Below are 15,881 nucleotides of genomic sequence, written 5' to 3'. Positions count from 1 at the left end.
ACTGCGCTGGTGGCGACCGGTGTCCGGAGGGACAGAAGGACGGACAGACGGAAAAGCCTGCTCGCCACGGGCAGGCACCGGTTCAGGAGGAGACACGATGCGCGTTCGGAAGATCTCGGCAGTCGCCCTTGTCAGTGTGGCCGCCGGCCTTGCGCTCACGGCCTGCGCCGGCACGGGCAGCGGCGCCGCCGCCGGAGCTCCGAGCGCCGGCGCTTCCGCAGGCGCCCCGCAGGCGAGCCCCACCTCCGCCGGCAGCTCCTCCGGCGGCCAGGCCGCGACGGACCCGAGCGCCTCCGCCACCGCCGCGGCGGGCGCTCCCGTCGCTGCCACCGCGCCCGCCGCCTGCCGGACCGCGCAGCTGTCCTTCTCCGCCTCGGGCGGAATGGCGGAGGGCGAGGTGCTGATCAATCTCACCAACACCGGTTCCGCCGGCTGCACCATGCACGGCTTCCCCGGCGTGGACCTCAAGGGCGCGGACGGCACGATCAGCGCGGCGCGCAGCAGCGTGGCCGTGCCCACCGTCGTCCTGCGGCCCGGTCAGGCCACCCGCTTCACCCTGCACTACCCGCCGAACAACTCCGGCGGCAGCGGCGTCACCTTCCACAGCCTGGTGGTCACCCCGCCCAACGAGACCCACTCCCACACCCTGTCCCTGAGCATCAACATCCCCGTCGGCAGCAAGTCCGGCTCCGTCGTCACCGTCGACCCGGTCGGGGCGGGCAAGTAACCCAGGCCCGCGACCCAAGACGCCGATCCGCGCCGCCGGCCAGATGGCCGGCGGCGCGGCACTGCCGATCACTTCATGAACTGAAGACATCCGAACCGCCTTGGCCCACCTGCTTACAGACCATTGACGGTGCACACCCCAGCTGCTTGACTTCCCTCCTGAGAGCGCTCTCTTGTTGCTCAGGGAACAACCGCACCATCCTCCCCATCCACCACGTCAGGGAGAGCCATGTCCGTCAGACCCAACCGCCGTACCGTGCTGCGCAGTGCGGCCGTCGCCGCCGCGATCCCACTGGTCGGCAACCTCGCCACCGAAGCGGCCTTCGCCGCGTCACCCGCCCGCGGAGCCGACGACCTGGGCGCCAACGTCCTCGTGTTCGATCCGTCCATGGGCGACGCGGCGATCCAGGCCCAGGTCGACGCTGTGTTCAACACTCAGCAGTCCAACCAGTTCGGCACCGAGCGGTACGCCCTGGCCTTCAAGCCGGGCACCTACAACGTCGACGTCAACGTCGGCTTCTACACCCATGTGCTCGGGCTGGGCGACAGCCCCGACGATGTGGTGATCAACGGTCATGTCACGGTCGACGCCCAGTGGTTGGGCGGCAACGGCACCCAGAACTTCTGGCGCGCCGCCGAGAACCTGTGCATCGTCCCGCCGGACGGCCTGGAGCGCTGGGCGGTCGCCCAGGCGGGCCCGATGCGCCGCGCCCACATCAAGGGCAACATGACCCTGTGGCCGAGCCCGCCCGGAAACCGCTGGTCCAGCGGCGGGTTCCTCGCCGACAGTGTGGTGGACGGTCAGGTCGACTCCGGTTCGCAGCAGCAGTGGCTGTCCCGCAACGACACCTTCGGCAGCTGGACCGGCTCCAACTGGAACATGGTCTTCGTCGGCACCCAGGGCGCTCCCGCCCAGCACTTCCCCAACCCGGCCTGGACCGTGGTCGATCAGACCCCGGTCGTCCGCGAGAAGCCGTTCGTCACGGTGGCGCAGGACGGCTCGTACCTCGTCTTCGTCCCCGCGCTGCGCCGCGACTCCACCGGGACCACCTGGGCCGGCGGCCGGGCCGCCGGACAGAGCGTCCCGCTGTCCCGTTTCCATGTGGCCCGGCCCGGCGACTCCGCCGCCGCCATCAACCGGTCCCTGGACCGGGGCCAGCACGTGCTGTTCACCCCCGGCGTCTACGCTCTCTCGGCCCCCCTGCGGGTCAACCGCCCGGGCACCGTCGTCCTCGGCCTGGGACTGGCCACGCTCCAGGCCACGAACGGCAATTCGCTGATCGAGGTCGCCGACGTCGGCGGCGTCACCGTCGCCGGCGTGCTCCTGGAGGCGGCCTCGGCCGACTCCCCCGTCCTGCTCCGGGTCGGCCACGGTTCCTGCCGCAGCAGGCACAGCGAGAACCCCACCGTCCTCTTCGACGTCTACGCCCGCATCGGCGGCGCCCTCGCGGGCGGCGCCACGGTCAGCATCCAGATCGACAGCAACGACGTGGTCTGCGACAACCTCTGGCTCTGGCGCGCCGACCACGGCAACACCGGCACCGTCGGCTGGTCGGTCAACCCGGCCGACACCGGTTTCCTCGTCAACGGCGACCGGGTCACCGCCTACGGCCTGGCAGTTGAGCACTACCAGAAGTACGAGGTGCTCTGGAACGGCAACCACGGCCGGACCTACTTCTTCCAGAACGAGCACCCGTACGACGTCCCCACCCAGTCCGCGTGGGTCCACGGCTCCACCAACGGCTACGCCTCCTACAAGGTGGCCGACCAGGTCACCGACCACCTGGCCTGGGGACTGGGCAGTTACTGCTACTTCGACCTGTCGGCGAACATCTACACCGACCGGGCCTACGAGGTCCCGGACACCCCCGGCGTCGTCTTCACCGACCTGATGACGGTCTGTCTGAACGGCCCGGGCGGCGGGGGCATCCTGCACTGCATCAACAACACCGGCGATCCGGTCGAGAACGGCTTCGGCACCTTCTACATGAAGAGCTACTCGAACGGCGTGGGGACGGCCTGAGCCGACCGGTATGGAACGGTGGCTTCTTGACGAACAGTCAGGAGGCCACCGGCGGCTCAGGTTCCGGCGTGGGTCCAGAGGTAGTCGAGGACCAGCGCCCACTTGAAGGCGGCGGCCTGCCGACCGGACTGCGACCGGTCAGCACTGACAGCGGCCCGGACCGACTTGACGCCGGTCGCCCCTCACAAGGAACTCAGCGGGTGCCGTTGCCTCGCCATCGGACCGCGAGGGTGACGGCCCCCGTCAGTATCAGGACCAGGCCGAGCGTCACACAGCTGGCAGTGAGCATCCAAAATACCTGCCGACAGCGGCTGGCGCGCGGTCCGGGAGGAGTTTCCGAACGGTGACCCGACAGTCCAAGGGGACGCTCTGCCTCTTGTCGGCGGTCTCCTGAGCGGGGCCGTTCCTCTCAGCCTGGTGTCCGGAGCAAGTGCATGTTGTCCGAGTTCCGCGACCACTGAATGACCCCAGGGCCAGCCGGGACCTCCACCGCGACCCAGCCCTCGACGTACTGCCTCGGAGCCGGGTTCGGCTGCAAAACGATGTCCTGGCCCTGCTTGCCAACGCCAAAGTCACTACAGTCCACCGTGGCGATCTGCGGCTGCTGAGTCTGGCCGTTCGCGCCGATCCACTGGCCATAGATCTGGTGGAGGTCTGGCGTGCTGGTCCCCGTGTTCCGGAACCGGTAGTTCTCGCACACGAACAGCATGCCCGGATGGGCCTGCTCCACAGTGCCGTAGCTAGTGTTCACGGACATCGCTGTGCGTTCACCGAGCAGGGTGATGGTGAGCTGTGTCCTCGGGGCTCCGTACATCGTCTGGTCGGCCATGACGGTCACGCTCTGCCCGACCGAGAGGAGGGGATTCGGCGATGCGGTCGGGCTGCTGCTGCTCGCCGACGCTGATGACGGGGACGTTGGCGGCGAACTGCTGGCTGGTGCCGCGGCGGAAGGCGTCCCCGCGCTGGTCGTGGGTGTCCCGATGGAGTTCTTCGTCGTGGAGCTGCACGCGGTCACCAGAAGGGGCACGATCAGCAGACTGCCGATCACGGTCCGACGCATACGTCATCGCCTCCCACGCTCAGCCCCCGAGCCGGAACGCACCGCATCTCCACGCTAGGCCGACCACACGTACGGCGCAGAACGAGGGCCGACGTCTCAACCGATCGGGGCCTCGCCAGTTCGGGCATGCGGTCTTCGCCGTGTCCGTGATTCTCGCTACGGTGCGGAGCAGCCCGGTGACCGATCCGGGATCGAGCGAAGGGTGACCACCATGAAGCTCACGTTCCTCGGCACCACGTCCAAGGACGGCGACTGCCCCACCCTGTACGAGACCGAGACCGGCGACATCGTCGTCCAGGGCGATCGGCTCACCGACCCCGAGGCACTTGAGCAGCTGCGCCACGTCAAGGACTCGGAGACCTTCGTCGTCATCCCCCGCGCGCTGCTGACGCCCTTCGCGCCCAAGGAGTAGCCCGCGTGCTCGACCTGATCAGTGGCCCGGCCATCACCGAGTTCTTCCGCGACGGCTTCCAGCACACGGCCTGGCGCTGGGAGACCCGGCGAGCCTACGGCGTAGCCGCGGAGAGCGAGGCGCTGCAAGCCTTCCTTCGCGGCGAGGACGTCTCCGACCCTGGCCGACCCTGGCTCGCGCTGATGCGGCAGCTGGCGGGCCAGCGGAAGACGGTGGGCCGGGTACGCCTGGTCGACACCCCGCCGTCCGACTACCAGCGGTTCCTGCTCGCCGACGTGCTGGACAGCGTCGACGCCGGCGAGGACATCCGCTACCTGCCCCGCACCGAGGCGCAGCGTCTCGGACTGCCTGAGTACGACTTCTGGCTGTTCGACTCCCGGACCATCGGCATCTTCCACTTCGACGGCGACAACTCCCTCGGCATGAGCCTGAGTGAGGATCCCGCCGAGGTCCTCAAGGGCTGCCAGATCCGTGATGCAGCCCTGCACTTCGCCATCCCCGCCCGCGAGTTCACCGCGCAGGTACCGTCGTCGGTGTGAGCACCGACTTCCAGCAGGCCAGGATCACCCTCGGTGCGCGGCTACGCGAGCTGCGCACCGAGGCCGGGCTCACCGGCCGCGAGCTCGCCCGCGCCCTGGGCTGGCTGCCTTCCAAGGTGTCGAAGCTGGAGAACGCCAAGCAGACGCCGAGCATCGCCGATCTGGAGGCCTGGGCCCGCGGGGTCGGCAACCCGGACTCCGCAGTCGAGCTCAAAGGCCGGCTGCGCGGCTTTGAGACCCGGTACCGCTCCTGGCGCCGCCAACTCGCCAGCGGCCACCGGGCCCGCTAGGAAGCGGGCATCGTCGAGCTCTCCCGTACCCGGGTGATGCGCGGCGCGGAGTTCGGCGTGATTCCGGGCATCTTCCAGACCGCCGAGTACGCCCGCGCAGTCCTGAACCGCTACGTCGAGCTGCGCGGCACACCCCGGGACGTGGAGCCCGCGGTGAGCGCGCGGATGCGCCGCCAGGAAGCCCTGTACGAGCCGGGCCGCGAGTTCCACGCCCTGATCTGGGAGGGCGCCCTTCGCGTCCTGATCTGCAGCCCGGACGTCCTGGTCGGCCAGCTGGACCGGCTCACCGGACTGCTCGGGCTGGGCACCGTCTCGCTGGGGATCATCCCCTTCGAGGCCCCGATGCGAATCGCCCCGGGCGACGGGTTCTGGATCTACGACGACCGACTCGTGATCTCGGAGAGTTGGAACACCGAGATGTGGCTCGACGACGCTACGGACGTCGCCCTGTTCGGGAAGATCTGGGACACCCTCAACGAGTCCGCTTTCTACGGACCGCAGGCCCACCGGCTGATCGCCCGCGCACGGGCCGCTCTGAACCTCGCGTGAGCAACTCCCGGAAGCAGCAGCCCCCGCGAAAGCAATTCCGAGCAATCGCGGCACATTGCAGCAATCCTGATCCCTACCGTCCGTTACATGGCGAACACAGCCGAAGCACCCACCCTCGCCCTACCCGTCGACGACCAGGTTCTCGTCCGGCTGCACGCCTTGGCGTGCTTCTCCTGCGGCGCCGCCTCCCGGCCGCTGATCCCGGCCGGCCACGTCTACACCGGTGACGGGGACGGAGGCCGGTACGGCTGGCCCGTCGTCGCCTGCCCCGAGCATGTCGGCGACGAGCCTTCACGGGCGGACCAGCCATGACCGCCCCCGCCGGGGCCACCGGCAGGATGCTGCCGCATCCGTGGGACCTGCACATCGACCAGTGCCGCGGCCTGCGCTGCGCGTGGTGCAAAACGACCCTCACCGCCGCCCGGGTACCGGTCGGCACGACCGAGAGCGTGCACCAGCACGGCCGCTACCGGCGTGTGGTGACGTTCCGCCTGTTCTCCTGCCCGGACTGCCCCGAGGAGCCCACGCCATGACCGATGACCCGCACCCCGACGATTCGGCGCTCCTCAACAATCTTGCGTTCACCTCGACGTACCTGCGCCGGTACTGCGACCGCTGCAAGAAGGAGCGCCACACCGTCATCGTCGGCGGCATCGAGGCCGGCACGGGGCCAGGCTGGGACATCCGGTTCTGCAGGCCGTGTGTTGCCGCGGTGCTCGCGGACGCGCGCGCTCTGGCGGGCGACGGCGAACACATTTCCGTGCTGCCCGCCTACTACTGAACTCCCGCCCCGCTGGCCAATGCCTTGGTGTCGCAACCGGGCGGGGCTCGACGGCCGTCTGGGCGTCCTGGTCCAAGGTAGCCGTGACGGTCACCCTAGGGCCCCGGCGGTGATCTACGTCGCCGCCGGGGCCACCATACCCCTGCGACTGGCCTGCAGCGTGATGGCCTGGCAATCACGGTCATGACTGCCGTGGCCGAGCCCTGACGGCCCCGGGGACAAAGGTCTACGATGCATGCCGTTGACACCAATCGGGGGCGGGCATGGACAGACGATTGATCGCGTGGCGCGTCCTCACGTTGGGGGTCCTCCCCGTTGCCGTCGCCCTTGAGGCGCTTCTGATCTACACCGCGGGAAGCCCGATGGCGGGGGGTACAGCCGAGGGTGTATGCGGCTTCGCGCTTGATATCGGGATCCTCGTCGCTGTGCGGCGCAAGCTGGCGCTCAGGCAGCAGACCGAAGGAACGCCCCGGCAACCGCGCCGGTCGTGACCCTCTTGGTCACGACGGCGCGGCAACCGGTGCAGGCAGAAGCCCCGGAGGACCTTGACACTGCTGATCGCCGTATGAGGAGGTCGGCCCGGCAACTTTGCCCAGGGCGAGGACAGGTCACGTGACCTCGTACATCGCGGCGGCGCAGCCGCATGCGACGATCGGAAGCGTCATGGGGACCGCCGTGATCTCCCTGGCGATGGGGCTGATCATGCTGATGGCTGACAGGCATCATCGCAGGATGGTCGGCTCGGGCTCGGCGGTGCAGGTGGGCGACCAGCTGGTCGAGCGTCCATCGATGAGCGAGACCCGGCGCATCACCGGCCTGATGGTCATCGTGGTGAGCGTGCCCTTCCTCGCCGTGGGGGTGCTCGGCCTGCTGGACGCGCTGCTGCTGGGAATCCGTTGAGGCCCCGCGTCCAGCACATCGGTGGCGGGATCACCGCACCGGGATGAGCCTGGTCGTATGGACGACACGCCGACCGAGCCGCAGCGCAGCCATCGCGCGCATGTCGTCGTGTACCCCGTCGTCAACGCCAACCCGCGGTACCGTCGCGTCCACATCCTGGGCAGGCGGGTCTACGGCCGCAGTCTGCCTGCCGCGCGGGGCCGTTGGCCCCCGCTGTAGAAGCGGTGGACCTCTATCCACGCCGCGCTCACTGTGTTCCGTCGTGGCGGAGCCGCCGGGCTCGGGTGTGGAGTCGCCGGCCGAGGCGGACACGGTGACCGACTCGACACGGACGGAGGAGTCGTACGCTTGTCCACAGTCGGCTACAGGGTGTGAACAGCCGTTGTTGTCAGTCTCCTCGGATCGTCCTGGTCGCACTGGCGAGATTGTTCAAGGCTGCGCCGAAGTCGGCCTGAGAGGAACTGCCAGGCGTATCGGGCGCTTCCTTCGCGATCCTCTTCGCTGTGGCTGAGACAGCCGCGAGGACGGCCATCTCTGTTTCTTGGATGGCGGTGTCCTTCTGTACCCGCTGTTCTCTGTCGGTGGTCATGACCCCAGTTTCAGCCTGCCCCCAGGGAGGCGCACGGCGGGCTGCCCCGAAGGGCTCCAGGGCCTGCTCGGGATCGGATGCGGTCCGGCTGCGGTACTCGGCTGGATTGCGCTGCGCCAGGTGCTGGCGGACCTCGTCGGTACCGCCGATTACGGCGGCGATGTCGGCGAGGTGGTCGACCGGCGTGGCCGGCGCGGCTGAGCCCCGAGTCGCCACCGCGGACCGGAGGGCCTTGGCCGCGGTCGGTCACTCGACTGACAGGCCCGGGCGGCGGGGGCATCCCGCACTGCATCAACAACACCGGCGATCCGGTCGAGAACGGCTTCGGCACCTTCTACATGAAGAGCTACTCGAACGGCGTGGGGACGGTCTGAGCCGACCGGTATGGAACGGTGGCTTCTTGACGAACAGTCAGGAGGCCACCGGCGGCTCAGGTTCCGGCGTGGGTCCAGAGGTAGTCGAGGACCAGCGCCCACTTGAAGGCGGCCTGCTCGTTGTTGGAGGCGCCGCCGTGGCCGCCCTCGGTGTTCTCGTAGTAGTGGACGGTGTGGCCCAGGTCCAGCATCCTGGCGGCCATCTTGCGGGCGTGGCCCGGATGCACCCGGTCGTCCCGGGTGGAGGTGGCGAACAGGACCGGCGGATAGCCGGGCTCCGCGCGGAGGTTGTGGTACGGCGAGTACTCGCTGATCCAGGCCCACTCGACGGGGTCGTCCGGATCGCCGTACTCGGCCGTCCAGGAGGCCCCGGCGAGCAGCCGGTGGTAGCGCCTCATGTCCAGCAACGGGACCTGGGCGGCGACCGCGGCGAACAGTTCGGGGTAGCGGGTGAGCATCACGCCCATCAGCAGCCCGCCGTTGCTGCCGCCCTGGATCACCAGCTCCGCAGGGGTGGTGACGCCTCGTCGGACCAGGTCGGAGGCGACGGCCGCGAAGTCCTCGTAGACCTTGTGCCGCCCGGCCTTGACCGCCTGGGTGTGCCACTCGGGTCCGTACTCGCCGCCGCCGCGGATGTTGGCCAGGACGTAGGTGCCGCCGCGCTCCAGCCAGCCGCGGCCGATCACGCCGAGGTAGTCGGGAGTGAGCGACACCTCGAAACCGCCGTACCCGGTCAGCAGAGTGCGAGCGCCGCCGGCGCCACTGCCTTCGCTTGGGCGAACGACGAAGTAGGGGATCTGCGTGCCGTCCTCGGAGGCGGTGAAGTACTGCTCGACACTCATCCCCTCGGCGTCGAAGAAGGCCGGCGCCCGCTTGAGCACCGCGACCTCGCCACCGACGACGCCCCGGCTGAGGGTCGGCGGGGTGGTGAAACCGCTGGTGACAGCGTAGAACTCGTCGTCGTCCTCGGGACTGGTGTCGACGATCGCGGCCGCACCCAGCGGCACTGTCCCGGGGAGCGACGCGGAGGCCCACGGGCCGTCGGCGGCGGGGGTCAGCACCCGCAGCTCACTGGTGACATCGCGCAGGACGGTCAGCAGCAGGTGGTTCCGGGTCCAGCTGTAGCCCTCCAGGGAGGTGCGGGCGTCCGGCTCGAATACGGTGGTGAAGTCCCGGCTGCCGGCCAGGAACTCCTCGAAGCCGATGGCCAGCAGCGCGCCGGCCGGATGCTCCCGGCCGCCGGTCTGCCACGCTGAACGGGGCCGCACCAGCAGCCACTCCCGGTGCACCGACGCCTCCGCGTCCTCGGGGACGTCCACCCGCACCAAGTCGCCTTCAGCCGGGCGCAGATAGAGCTCGCTGCGGTAGAAGTCGATCGACCGGTACACGAAGTCGCGCTCGAATCCCGGCGTCGGATCGTGGTACGCGCCCACGGAGACGTCGTCGGACCGGCCCTCGAAGACCGTCACCGCCTGGTCCGGCGAGGTTCCTCGGCGCCACTCCTTCGTCAGCCTGGGATAGCCCGAGTCGGTCAACGAGCCCTCGCCGAAGTCGGTGCCGACGTAGACCCGGTCGGCGTCGATCCAGCCGACCCGGCTCTTGGCCTCGGGGAGGGTGAAGCCGTCCTTGACGAACCGGCGCTCCTCGATGTCGAACTCCCGGACCACGGAGGCGTCCGCGCCGCCGCGGGAGAGCTCGACCAGGGCGAGCCGGTGCCCCGGCCGCAGCACGGTGGCGCCGTGCCACACCCAGTTCTCGTCCTCGTCCCGGGCGAGCGCGTCGACGTCCAGGACCACGTCCCAGGCGGGGGCGTCGGAGCGGTACTCGTCCAGGGTGGTGCGCCGCCACAGGCCGCGCGGATGCTCGGCGTCCTGCCAGAAGTTGTAGAGGTGCCCGCCGCGCCGCGTCACGTAGGGGATTCTCCCGTCCGCGTCCAGCACGTCACGCAGGCTCTGACGCAGAGCGTCGAAGGCGGGGCCGGTGGCGAACCGCCCGGTCGACTCCTCGTTGCGGGCGCGCACCCAGTCCAGGGCCCGCTCGCCGGTCACGTCCTCCAGCCACAGGTACGGATCATCGTCAGCCATCCCCAGAGTCTGGCACGTCAGGCGACGCCGCCGGCGGAGAACAGGACCTGGCCGGAGTCAGTACCCCATTTCTCGCAGATCCGAATATGGCCGTCGTGCGGGTGGCACCTCGCGGACGGACGATGGGGTCATGGGTCGGCCGGCGCTACAGCGGACCCGACGTGTGGGCGTGAGCAGGGAGATGAGTGCCATGACGGGACAGGTACTGACCGAGGTCAGCGCCATCGTCGCAACCGACCGCGCAGGAGACCTCATCGCCGCCTATCGTGAGGTCCTCGCCCGCCCGCTACCCGACGGGCTGCTGCGAAGCGAGCTGTTGAGCGGACCGGACGGACACTGGCGTATCCAGACGCTGTGGCGGGACCGCGCCGCCCTGGACGCCATGCGCGCGGCCCCGGAGGGCCCGGCGGCACCCCGGCTCTTCCGCAGCGTGGGCGCTGACCCCGAACTGAAGCTCTTCGACATCGCAGCCGGCACCGTCGCCAGCACGGCCTGAGGAGACTCGAACGCTTATCGGTCGGCAGCCGATGCCGTCACCGCCTGGTCCGCCGAGGTGCCGCGGCGCCACTCCTTGTCGGGCGGCGCCACTAAAATCGCTCAGATGTTCTATTCTTGAGTTCGGGGGCCAGACACACAGACTCGAGGAGACGCCATGCGCTGGCAGAATCTCAGTGCCGACGGCACCGGCGGCACCGCCGCGGCGGCGCTCTTCGGCCTCGACACGGTGACGCGTACCTTCGACACCCCGGAGTTCCGCGGCATCACCTTCCACGAGGTGCGCGCCCGGTCGATCATCAACCGGGTACCGGGCGCCTCCCGGATGCCGTTCGCCTGGACCGTCAACCCGTACCGGGGCTGCAGCCACGCCTGCGTCTACTGCTTCGCGCGCAGCACCCACAGCTACCTCGACCTGGACACCGGGCACGACTTCGACAGCCAGATCGTCGTCAAGGTCAACGCCGCCGAGCTGCTGCGCCGCGAGCTGGCCGCGCCGCGCTGGGCGGGAGAGCACATCGCCATGGGCACCAACGTGGACTGCTACCAGCGCGCCGAGGGCCGCTACCGGCTGATGCCCGGCATCCTGACCGCGCTGCGCGACCGGGCGAACCCGTTCTCCATCCTGACCAAGGGCTCGCTCATCCTGCGCGACCTGCCGATCCTCGAACAGGCCGCCCGGGTCACCGAGGTCTCCGTCGCCGTCTCCATCGGCCTCACCGACCAGGACCTGTGGCGCAGCGTGGAACCCGGCACCCCCTCCCCCGCCAAACGCCTGGAGGTCTGCCGCACGATGAACGACCACGGCATACCCTGCGGCGTGCTGATGGCCCCGGTGCTCCCCTTCCTCTCCGACTCCCCCGAACAGCTGCGGGCCACCGTCCACGCCATCGCCGCCGCCGGCGCGACCTCTGTCACCCCGCTGGTCCTGCACCTGCGCCCCGGGGCCCGCGAGTGGTACTTCCAGTGGCTCGCCCAGCACCGCCCGGACCTGGTCCGCCGCTACCAGGCGCTCTACCGCCAGGGCGCCTACGCCCCCACCTGGTACCAGCGCCGCATCACCCGCCAGGTCCACGAACTCGCCACCGAATACGGCATCGGCCCCACCCAGGGACTCCGGCGCGGAACCACCCCGGAGCCGGCCCCGGCCCCGAGCGCGGAAGCCGTGGAGCCTCCGGAGCCGACCCAGCTCAGACTGATCTGATCACCGACGTCGACGGAGCGGCCGTCCTGGTCGAGGATGAGTCCCGGCAGCCACTCGATCAGATGGGGACAAGGCATGGGACAGCCGTTCGGCTCCTACCAGAACGAGATCTACCTCAACGGGCTGGGCGGCATCGTGCCGCAGTACCCGATGGGCTTCGCGGAGCTGGAGGAGCGGGCGCGGGCGGCGTTGCCGCCCTCGGTGTGGTCCTACGTCGCCGGTGGTGCGGGTGACGAGCGCACTCAACGGGCCAATGTGACCGCTTTCGAGCACTGGGGGCTCGTGCCGCGGATGTTCGTCGGCGCTGCGGAGCGCGATCTGTCCGTGGAGCTGTTCGGGATGCGGCTCGCCTCGCCGGTGTTCATGGCGCCGGTCGGCGTCATCGGGCTGTGCGCCCAGGACGGGCACGGCGACCTGGCCACCGCGCAGGCCGCCGCGCGCACCGGGGTGCCGATGGTCGCCTCCACGCTCACCGTCGACCCGCTGGAGCAGGTCGCCGCCGAGTTCGGAGAGACCCCGGGCTTCTTCCAGCTCTACACCCCCACCGACAAGGATCTCGCCGCGAGCCTGGTCCACCGTGCCGAGCAGGCGGGCTACCAGGGCATCGTGGTCACCCTGGACACCTGGATCACCGGCTGGCGCCCGCGCGACCTCGCCACCGCCAACTTCCCCCAGCTGCGCGGCCACTGCCTGGCCAACTACACCAGCGACCCGGTCTTCCGGGCCCGCCTGCAGCGCACCCCCGAGGAGGACCCGCAGGCGGCGGTGTTCCTCTGGACGCAGCTCTTCGGCAACCCTCTGACCTGGAGCGACCTACCCTGGCTGCGCTCGCTGACCGACCTGCCGCTGATCGTCAAGGGCATCTGCCACCCCGAGGACGTCCGCCGGGCCAAGGACGCCGGCGTGGACGGCATCTACTGCTCCAACCACGGCGGCCGCCAGGCCAACGGCGGGCTCCCGGCCCTGGACGCGCTGCCCGCCGTCGTCGGCGCCGCCGACGGCCTGCCGGTGCTGTTCGACTCCGGGATCCGCAGCGGAGCCGACATCGTCAAGGCCCTCGCCCTGGGCGCCTCCGCCGTCGGTATCGGCCGCCCGTACGCCTACGGCCTCGCCCTCGGCGGCGCCGACGGCATCGTCCATGTGCTCCGCTCACTGCTCGCCGAAGCCGACCTGATCATGGCCGTCGACGGTTACCCCACCCTCGCCGACCTCACCCCGGAGACCCTCCGACGCGTCGGCTGACGCTCAGGGGTGCGGGGAGGTGTGCAGCTGGCCGGACCAGATCAGCACCGGGAAGGCCAGGAACCCGGCGCCGACGATGAGGCCGATGACGGCGAAGCGCAGGGTGAGGTGACCGTCCGCGCGACGGGCGCGGTCAGGCCGGTCCGCCGGATAGCAGAGCAGGACGTCGTGTCCCACCGTGCCCTGGAATCCGGGCAGCTGGACCTGGAACGGGCGTCCGGCGGGGTCCATGAAGCCGACCACACTGGTGTACGTGTCGCCGCCCCTGCCCCGCGAGCGGCTGACGGACCGCACCATCCCGTACACCCGCGGCCCCGCGTGGGCACGGCAGTGCCGCACGATCTCCCGTGCCACCGTCGCCCACACCCCCAGGCCCGCGACTGCGGTGAGCCCGGCTGCGGCGTTGTTGCTCATCATCCTGTTCGGCTTCCTTTCTGCAGCTGAGCAGCCTAGGTGATGCCTCAGCCCGGCGGTGACAGAGGTGCTGTTGGGAGAGTGTTCGACCGCCGGTACCCGGCGCGCAGGTCCGGCGTACGGAAGGCGTCCCTAGCGTGACTCCGTTCGAACACCCGGCACCTTGGAGCGGACATGCACAGTACGGATGACCAGCACGCGGCCGGCTGCGAATGCCCCCGCACCGCGGAGCTCGACGGTGACGGCATCGCCGCGTCGAGCCGCCGTACCTTCCTGCACCGGGCCGGTGCGCTCGGCGCCGGCGCGGCCGCGGCGGGGCTGCTCGTCGAGACGCCCGCGTACGCGGCCGGCGGCAGCAACGGCGGCGGGAGCGGAAAGGGCGGCTCGGACGACGACCCCTACGGCCTGACCACGATGACCCCGGCGCCGCGTGGCAGGTGGAGCCCGGACCCGGAGAGCCCTCGGTTCACCGTGGTCGTGATGCCCGACACCCAGTACATGTTCGACGAGGACCGCATCCACCCGGTGCCCATGGAGGCGTCGTTCCGCTACGTCCTGGACCCGGCGGGCCGGGCCGGCGGCAGCGACGAGAACATCGTCTTCCTGGCCCACCTCGGCGACGTGACCAACAACGGTCTCGCCGAGGAGTACGCCGCGGCCACCAAGGTCTTCGACATGCTCGACCGCGCGGGAGCCTCGTACGGCGTGCTGGCCGGCAACCACGACGTCAGGGGCAACGACCAGCGCGGCAGCACCCCGTACCTGGACACCTTCGGCCCCGCCCGGGCCAGGAGGACGCCCGGCTACCACTCCTCCAGCCCCGACGGCTACAACACCGCCCACATCTTCACTGCGGGCGCTCGCAAGTGGATGCTGCTGTCGCTGGACTGGCGCATGTCGGCCCAGGGCTTCGCCTGGGCCAACGCCGTCATCGCCGACAACCCCACGCTGCCGGTGATCGTGACGACCCATGAGATCGTCGGCGCCGACGACACCGGCACGGCCGGCCTGTCCGCCTACGGACAGCAGATGTGGGACGGCCTGATCAAGGACAACGACCAGATCTTCCTCACCCTCAACGGGCACTACTGGCCGCCCGGCAGCACCGTGATGAAGAACAGCGCCGGCAACGACGTGCAACTGCACATCACCAACTACCAGGACCGGTACTACGGCGGCGCCGGCATGATCCGCTCCTACCGCTTCGACCTCGACCGCGGTGTGATCGACGTGGCCACCTTCTCCCCTTGGATCCGCGAGCTGGCGGCGAAGAAGGAAGCGAACGCCCTCGCCGCGCAGGAGCTCGAACTGACCTCCAAGGTCGACTACTTCTCGATGGAGATCGACTTCGACCAGCGCTTCGCCGGCTTCGCGCCGATACCGCCCCGCAAGGCGCGGCCCGCCCGGCGGATGCTGCTGCCCGGCACCCTCGCCTACTGGCGGTTCGACGAGGGCGGCACGGCGGGCAGCGACGTCGCCTCCGACACGGTCGTCAAGGACCAGACCGGGAAGGGCAACGACCTCGTGCTGCGCAGCGCCCCCGGCACCCCGGCACACGCGCTCACCTGGACCGCCGACCACCACCCCGACCAACCCGGCCACGCGGGCCTGGTCTTCGCCGGCGAGGGCAACCCGGTCAGCGGCACGTACCTGCAGACGGTCGACCAGGCGCCGATCAACGGCGAGACCTTCGCCGGCGGCTACACCTTCGAGGCGTTCTTCAAGGTGCCCACCGACTGGGACGGCGGCCGCAACGGCTGGTCGTCGCTGCTCAGCCGCGCGGGCAGCGCCGGCCAGGCGGGCAAGAACGGCCCCACCGCCACTGCGGAGGAGCCCATCCTCGCCCTCAGCCTGTCCAGCTCGATCGAACTGCAGTGGAACGCCTACCCGTTGAACCAGAACGGCGCCACGACCGCCTGGAGCCACCTGCTCCAGCAGAACCAGTGGTGGCACGTCGCCGTCGTCAACGACGGCCGGATCAGCAAGCTCTACGTCAACGGATGCGAGGAGGGCCGCAACCCCACCAGCACCGCGATCGGCCTGACCACCCTCAACATGCCCTTCCTGCTGGGCGGTTACCTGTGGTCCGGCGCGATCAACCAGGTCTTCCACGGCACCATCGGCGACGTCCGCATCACCGGCCGGGCGCTGCCGCCCAGCCAGTTCATGAACGCGTAAAGCACCGGGAAGCAACTTCCC

Annotated in this window: 18 protein-coding genes and 1 pseudogene; 15 read left to right on the top strand and 4 right to left on the bottom strand. The window is 69.9% G+C overall.

Annotated elements, in window-relative coordinates:
* Window positions 1-97: 97 nt before the first annotated feature.
* Window positions 98-727 (top strand): DUF4232 domain-containing protein, encoded by a 630-nt coding sequence (locus ABH941_RS00850; protein ID WP_370126551.1) that lies wholly within the window; start codon window positions 98-100, stop codon window positions 725-727.
* A 228-nt stretch (window positions 728-955) separates the two neighbouring features.
* Window positions 956-2,749: an adenylyl cyclase gene (locus ABH941_RS00845; RefSeq protein WP_370126550.1), complete on the top strand. Its 1,794-nt coding sequence runs from the start codon at window positions 956-958 to the stop codon at window positions 2,747-2,749.
* Between the two features lie 409 nt (window positions 2,750-3,158).
* Here ABH941_RS00845 and ABH941_RS00840 read toward each other — a convergent pair whose 3' ends face one another.
* The gene (locus ABH941_RS00840) at window positions 3,159-3,578 is read right to left on the bottom strand and encodes a hypothetical protein (protein ID WP_370126548.1); all 420 of its coding nucleotides are present in this window, start codon (window positions 3,576-3,578) and stop codon (window positions 3,159-3,161) included.
* Here ABH941_RS00840 and ABH941_RS00835 point away from each other — a divergent pair.
* The 9 genes and pseudogenes from ABH941_RS00835 (at window position 3,577) to ABH941_RS00795 (ending at window position 7,499) form a co-directional block, all read left to right on the top strand.
* A complete protein-coding gene (locus ABH941_RS00835; protein WP_370126547.1) occupies window positions 3,577-3,867 on the top strand; it encodes a hypothetical protein in 291 nt (96 codons plus the stop codon). The genes ABH941_RS00840 and ABH941_RS00835 overlap by 2 nt on opposite strands.
* Before the next feature lie 153 nt (window positions 3,868-4,020).
* Complete coding sequence (locus tag ABH941_RS00830; RefSeq protein WP_370126545.1) at window positions 4,021-4,221, top strand: hypothetical protein; 201 nt, start codon at window positions 4,021-4,023, stop codon at window positions 4,219-4,221.
* Window positions 4,222-4,226: 5 nt separating this feature from the next.
* Complete coding sequence (locus tag ABH941_RS00825; protein WP_370126544.1) at window positions 4,227-4,760, top strand: DUF6879 family protein; 534 nt, start codon at window positions 4,227-4,229, stop codon at window positions 4,758-4,760.
* Window positions 4,757-5,599: pseudogene (locus tag ABH941_RS00820) on the top strand (helix-turn-helix domain-containing protein). Before ABH941_RS00825 ends, ABH941_RS00820 begins: the two are co-directional and overlap by 4 nt.
* Window positions 5,600-5,686: 87 nt before the next feature.
* Window positions 5,687-5,911 carry a hypothetical protein gene (locus tag ABH941_RS00815; protein ID WP_370126543.1) on the top strand — a complete coding sequence of 75 codons (225 nt, stop codon included), beginning with the start codon at window positions 5,687-5,689 and terminating at the stop codon, window positions 5,909-5,911.
* Window positions 5,908-6,132: a hypothetical protein gene (locus ABH941_RS00810; RefSeq protein WP_370126542.1), complete on the top strand. Its 225-nt coding sequence runs from the start codon at window positions 5,908-5,910 to the stop codon at window positions 6,130-6,132. Before ABH941_RS00815 ends, ABH941_RS00810 begins: the two co-directional genes overlap by 4 nt.
* Window positions 6,129-6,380, top strand: a complete 252-nt coding sequence (locus ABH941_RS00805; RefSeq protein WP_370126541.1) for a hypothetical protein — start codon at window positions 6,129-6,131, stop codon at window positions 6,378-6,380. Before ABH941_RS00810 ends, ABH941_RS00805 begins: the two co-directional genes overlap by 4 nt.
* Window positions 6,381-6,992: 612 nt before the next feature.
* On the top strand, window positions 6,993-7,280 hold the full coding sequence (locus tag ABH941_RS00800; RefSeq protein WP_370126540.1) for a hypothetical protein: 288 nt from the start codon (window positions 6,993-6,995) through the stop codon (window positions 7,278-7,280).
* 57 nt (window positions 7,281-7,337) lie between these two features.
* Window positions 7,338-7,499, top strand: a complete 162-nt coding sequence (locus ABH941_RS00795; protein ID WP_370126539.1) for a hypothetical protein — start codon at window positions 7,338-7,340, stop codon at window positions 7,497-7,499.
* Window positions 7,500-7,668: 169 nt separating this feature from the next.
* Here ABH941_RS00795 and ABH941_RS00790 read toward each other — a convergent pair whose 3' ends face one another.
* Window positions 7,669-7,869: a hypothetical protein gene (locus ABH941_RS00790; protein ID WP_370126538.1), complete on the bottom strand. Its 201-nt coding sequence runs from the start codon at window positions 7,867-7,869 to the stop codon at window positions 7,669-7,671.
* A 430-nt stretch (window positions 7,870-8,299) separates the two neighbouring features.
* On the bottom strand, window positions 8,300-10,327 hold the full coding sequence (locus tag ABH941_RS00785; protein ID WP_370126537.1) for a prolyl oligopeptidase family protein: 2,028 nt from the start codon (window positions 10,325-10,327) through the stop codon (window positions 8,300-8,302).
* A gap of 190 nt (window positions 10,328-10,517) precedes the next feature.
* On the opposite strand from ABH941_RS00785, the gene ABH941_RS00780 reads away from it, so the two are divergent.
* The 3 genes from ABH941_RS00780 (at window position 10,518) to ABH941_RS00770 (ending at window position 13,268) form a co-directional block, all read left to right on the top strand.
* Entirely contained in the window at window positions 10,518-10,823 is a 306-nt protein-coding gene (locus tag ABH941_RS00780) for a hypothetical protein (RefSeq protein ID WP_370126536.1), read from the top strand.
* Between the two features lie 156 nt (window positions 10,824-10,979).
* Window positions 10,980-12,026: an Rv2578c family radical SAM protein gene (locus ABH941_RS00775; protein ID WP_370126535.1), complete on the top strand. Its 1,047-nt coding sequence runs from the start codon at window positions 10,980-10,982 to the stop codon at window positions 12,024-12,026.
* A 75-nt stretch (window positions 12,027-12,101) separates the two neighbouring features.
* Window positions 12,102-13,268 (top strand): lactate 2-monooxygenase, encoded by a 1,167-nt coding sequence (locus ABH941_RS00770; protein ID WP_370126534.1) that lies wholly within the window; start codon window positions 12,102-12,104, stop codon window positions 13,266-13,268.
* A 3-nt stretch (window positions 13,269-13,271) separates the two neighbouring features.
* On the opposite strand, the gene ABH941_RS00765 is transcribed toward ABH941_RS00770, so the two are convergent.
* A complete protein-coding gene (locus tag ABH941_RS00765; RefSeq protein ID WP_370126533.1) occupies window positions 13,272-13,685 on the bottom strand; it encodes a DUF3592 domain-containing protein in 414 nt (137 codons plus the stop codon).
* 171 nt (window positions 13,686-13,856) lie between these two features.
* On the opposite strand from ABH941_RS00765, the gene ABH941_RS00760 reads away from it, so the two are divergent.
* The gene (locus ABH941_RS00760) at window positions 13,857-15,860 is read left to right on the top strand and encodes a LamG-like jellyroll fold domain-containing protein (RefSeq protein ID WP_370126532.1); all 2,004 of its coding nucleotides are present in this window, start codon (window positions 13,857-13,859) and stop codon (window positions 15,858-15,860) included.
* Window positions 15,861-15,881 lie beyond the last annotated feature (21 nt).

It is taken from the genome of Streptacidiphilus sp. EB103A, assembly GCF_041261405.1.
Lineage (GTDB): Bacteria > Actinomycetota > Actinomycetes > Streptomycetales > Streptomycetaceae > Streptacidiphilus.
This window is presented reverse-complemented; position numbering and strand designations above follow the sequence as displayed.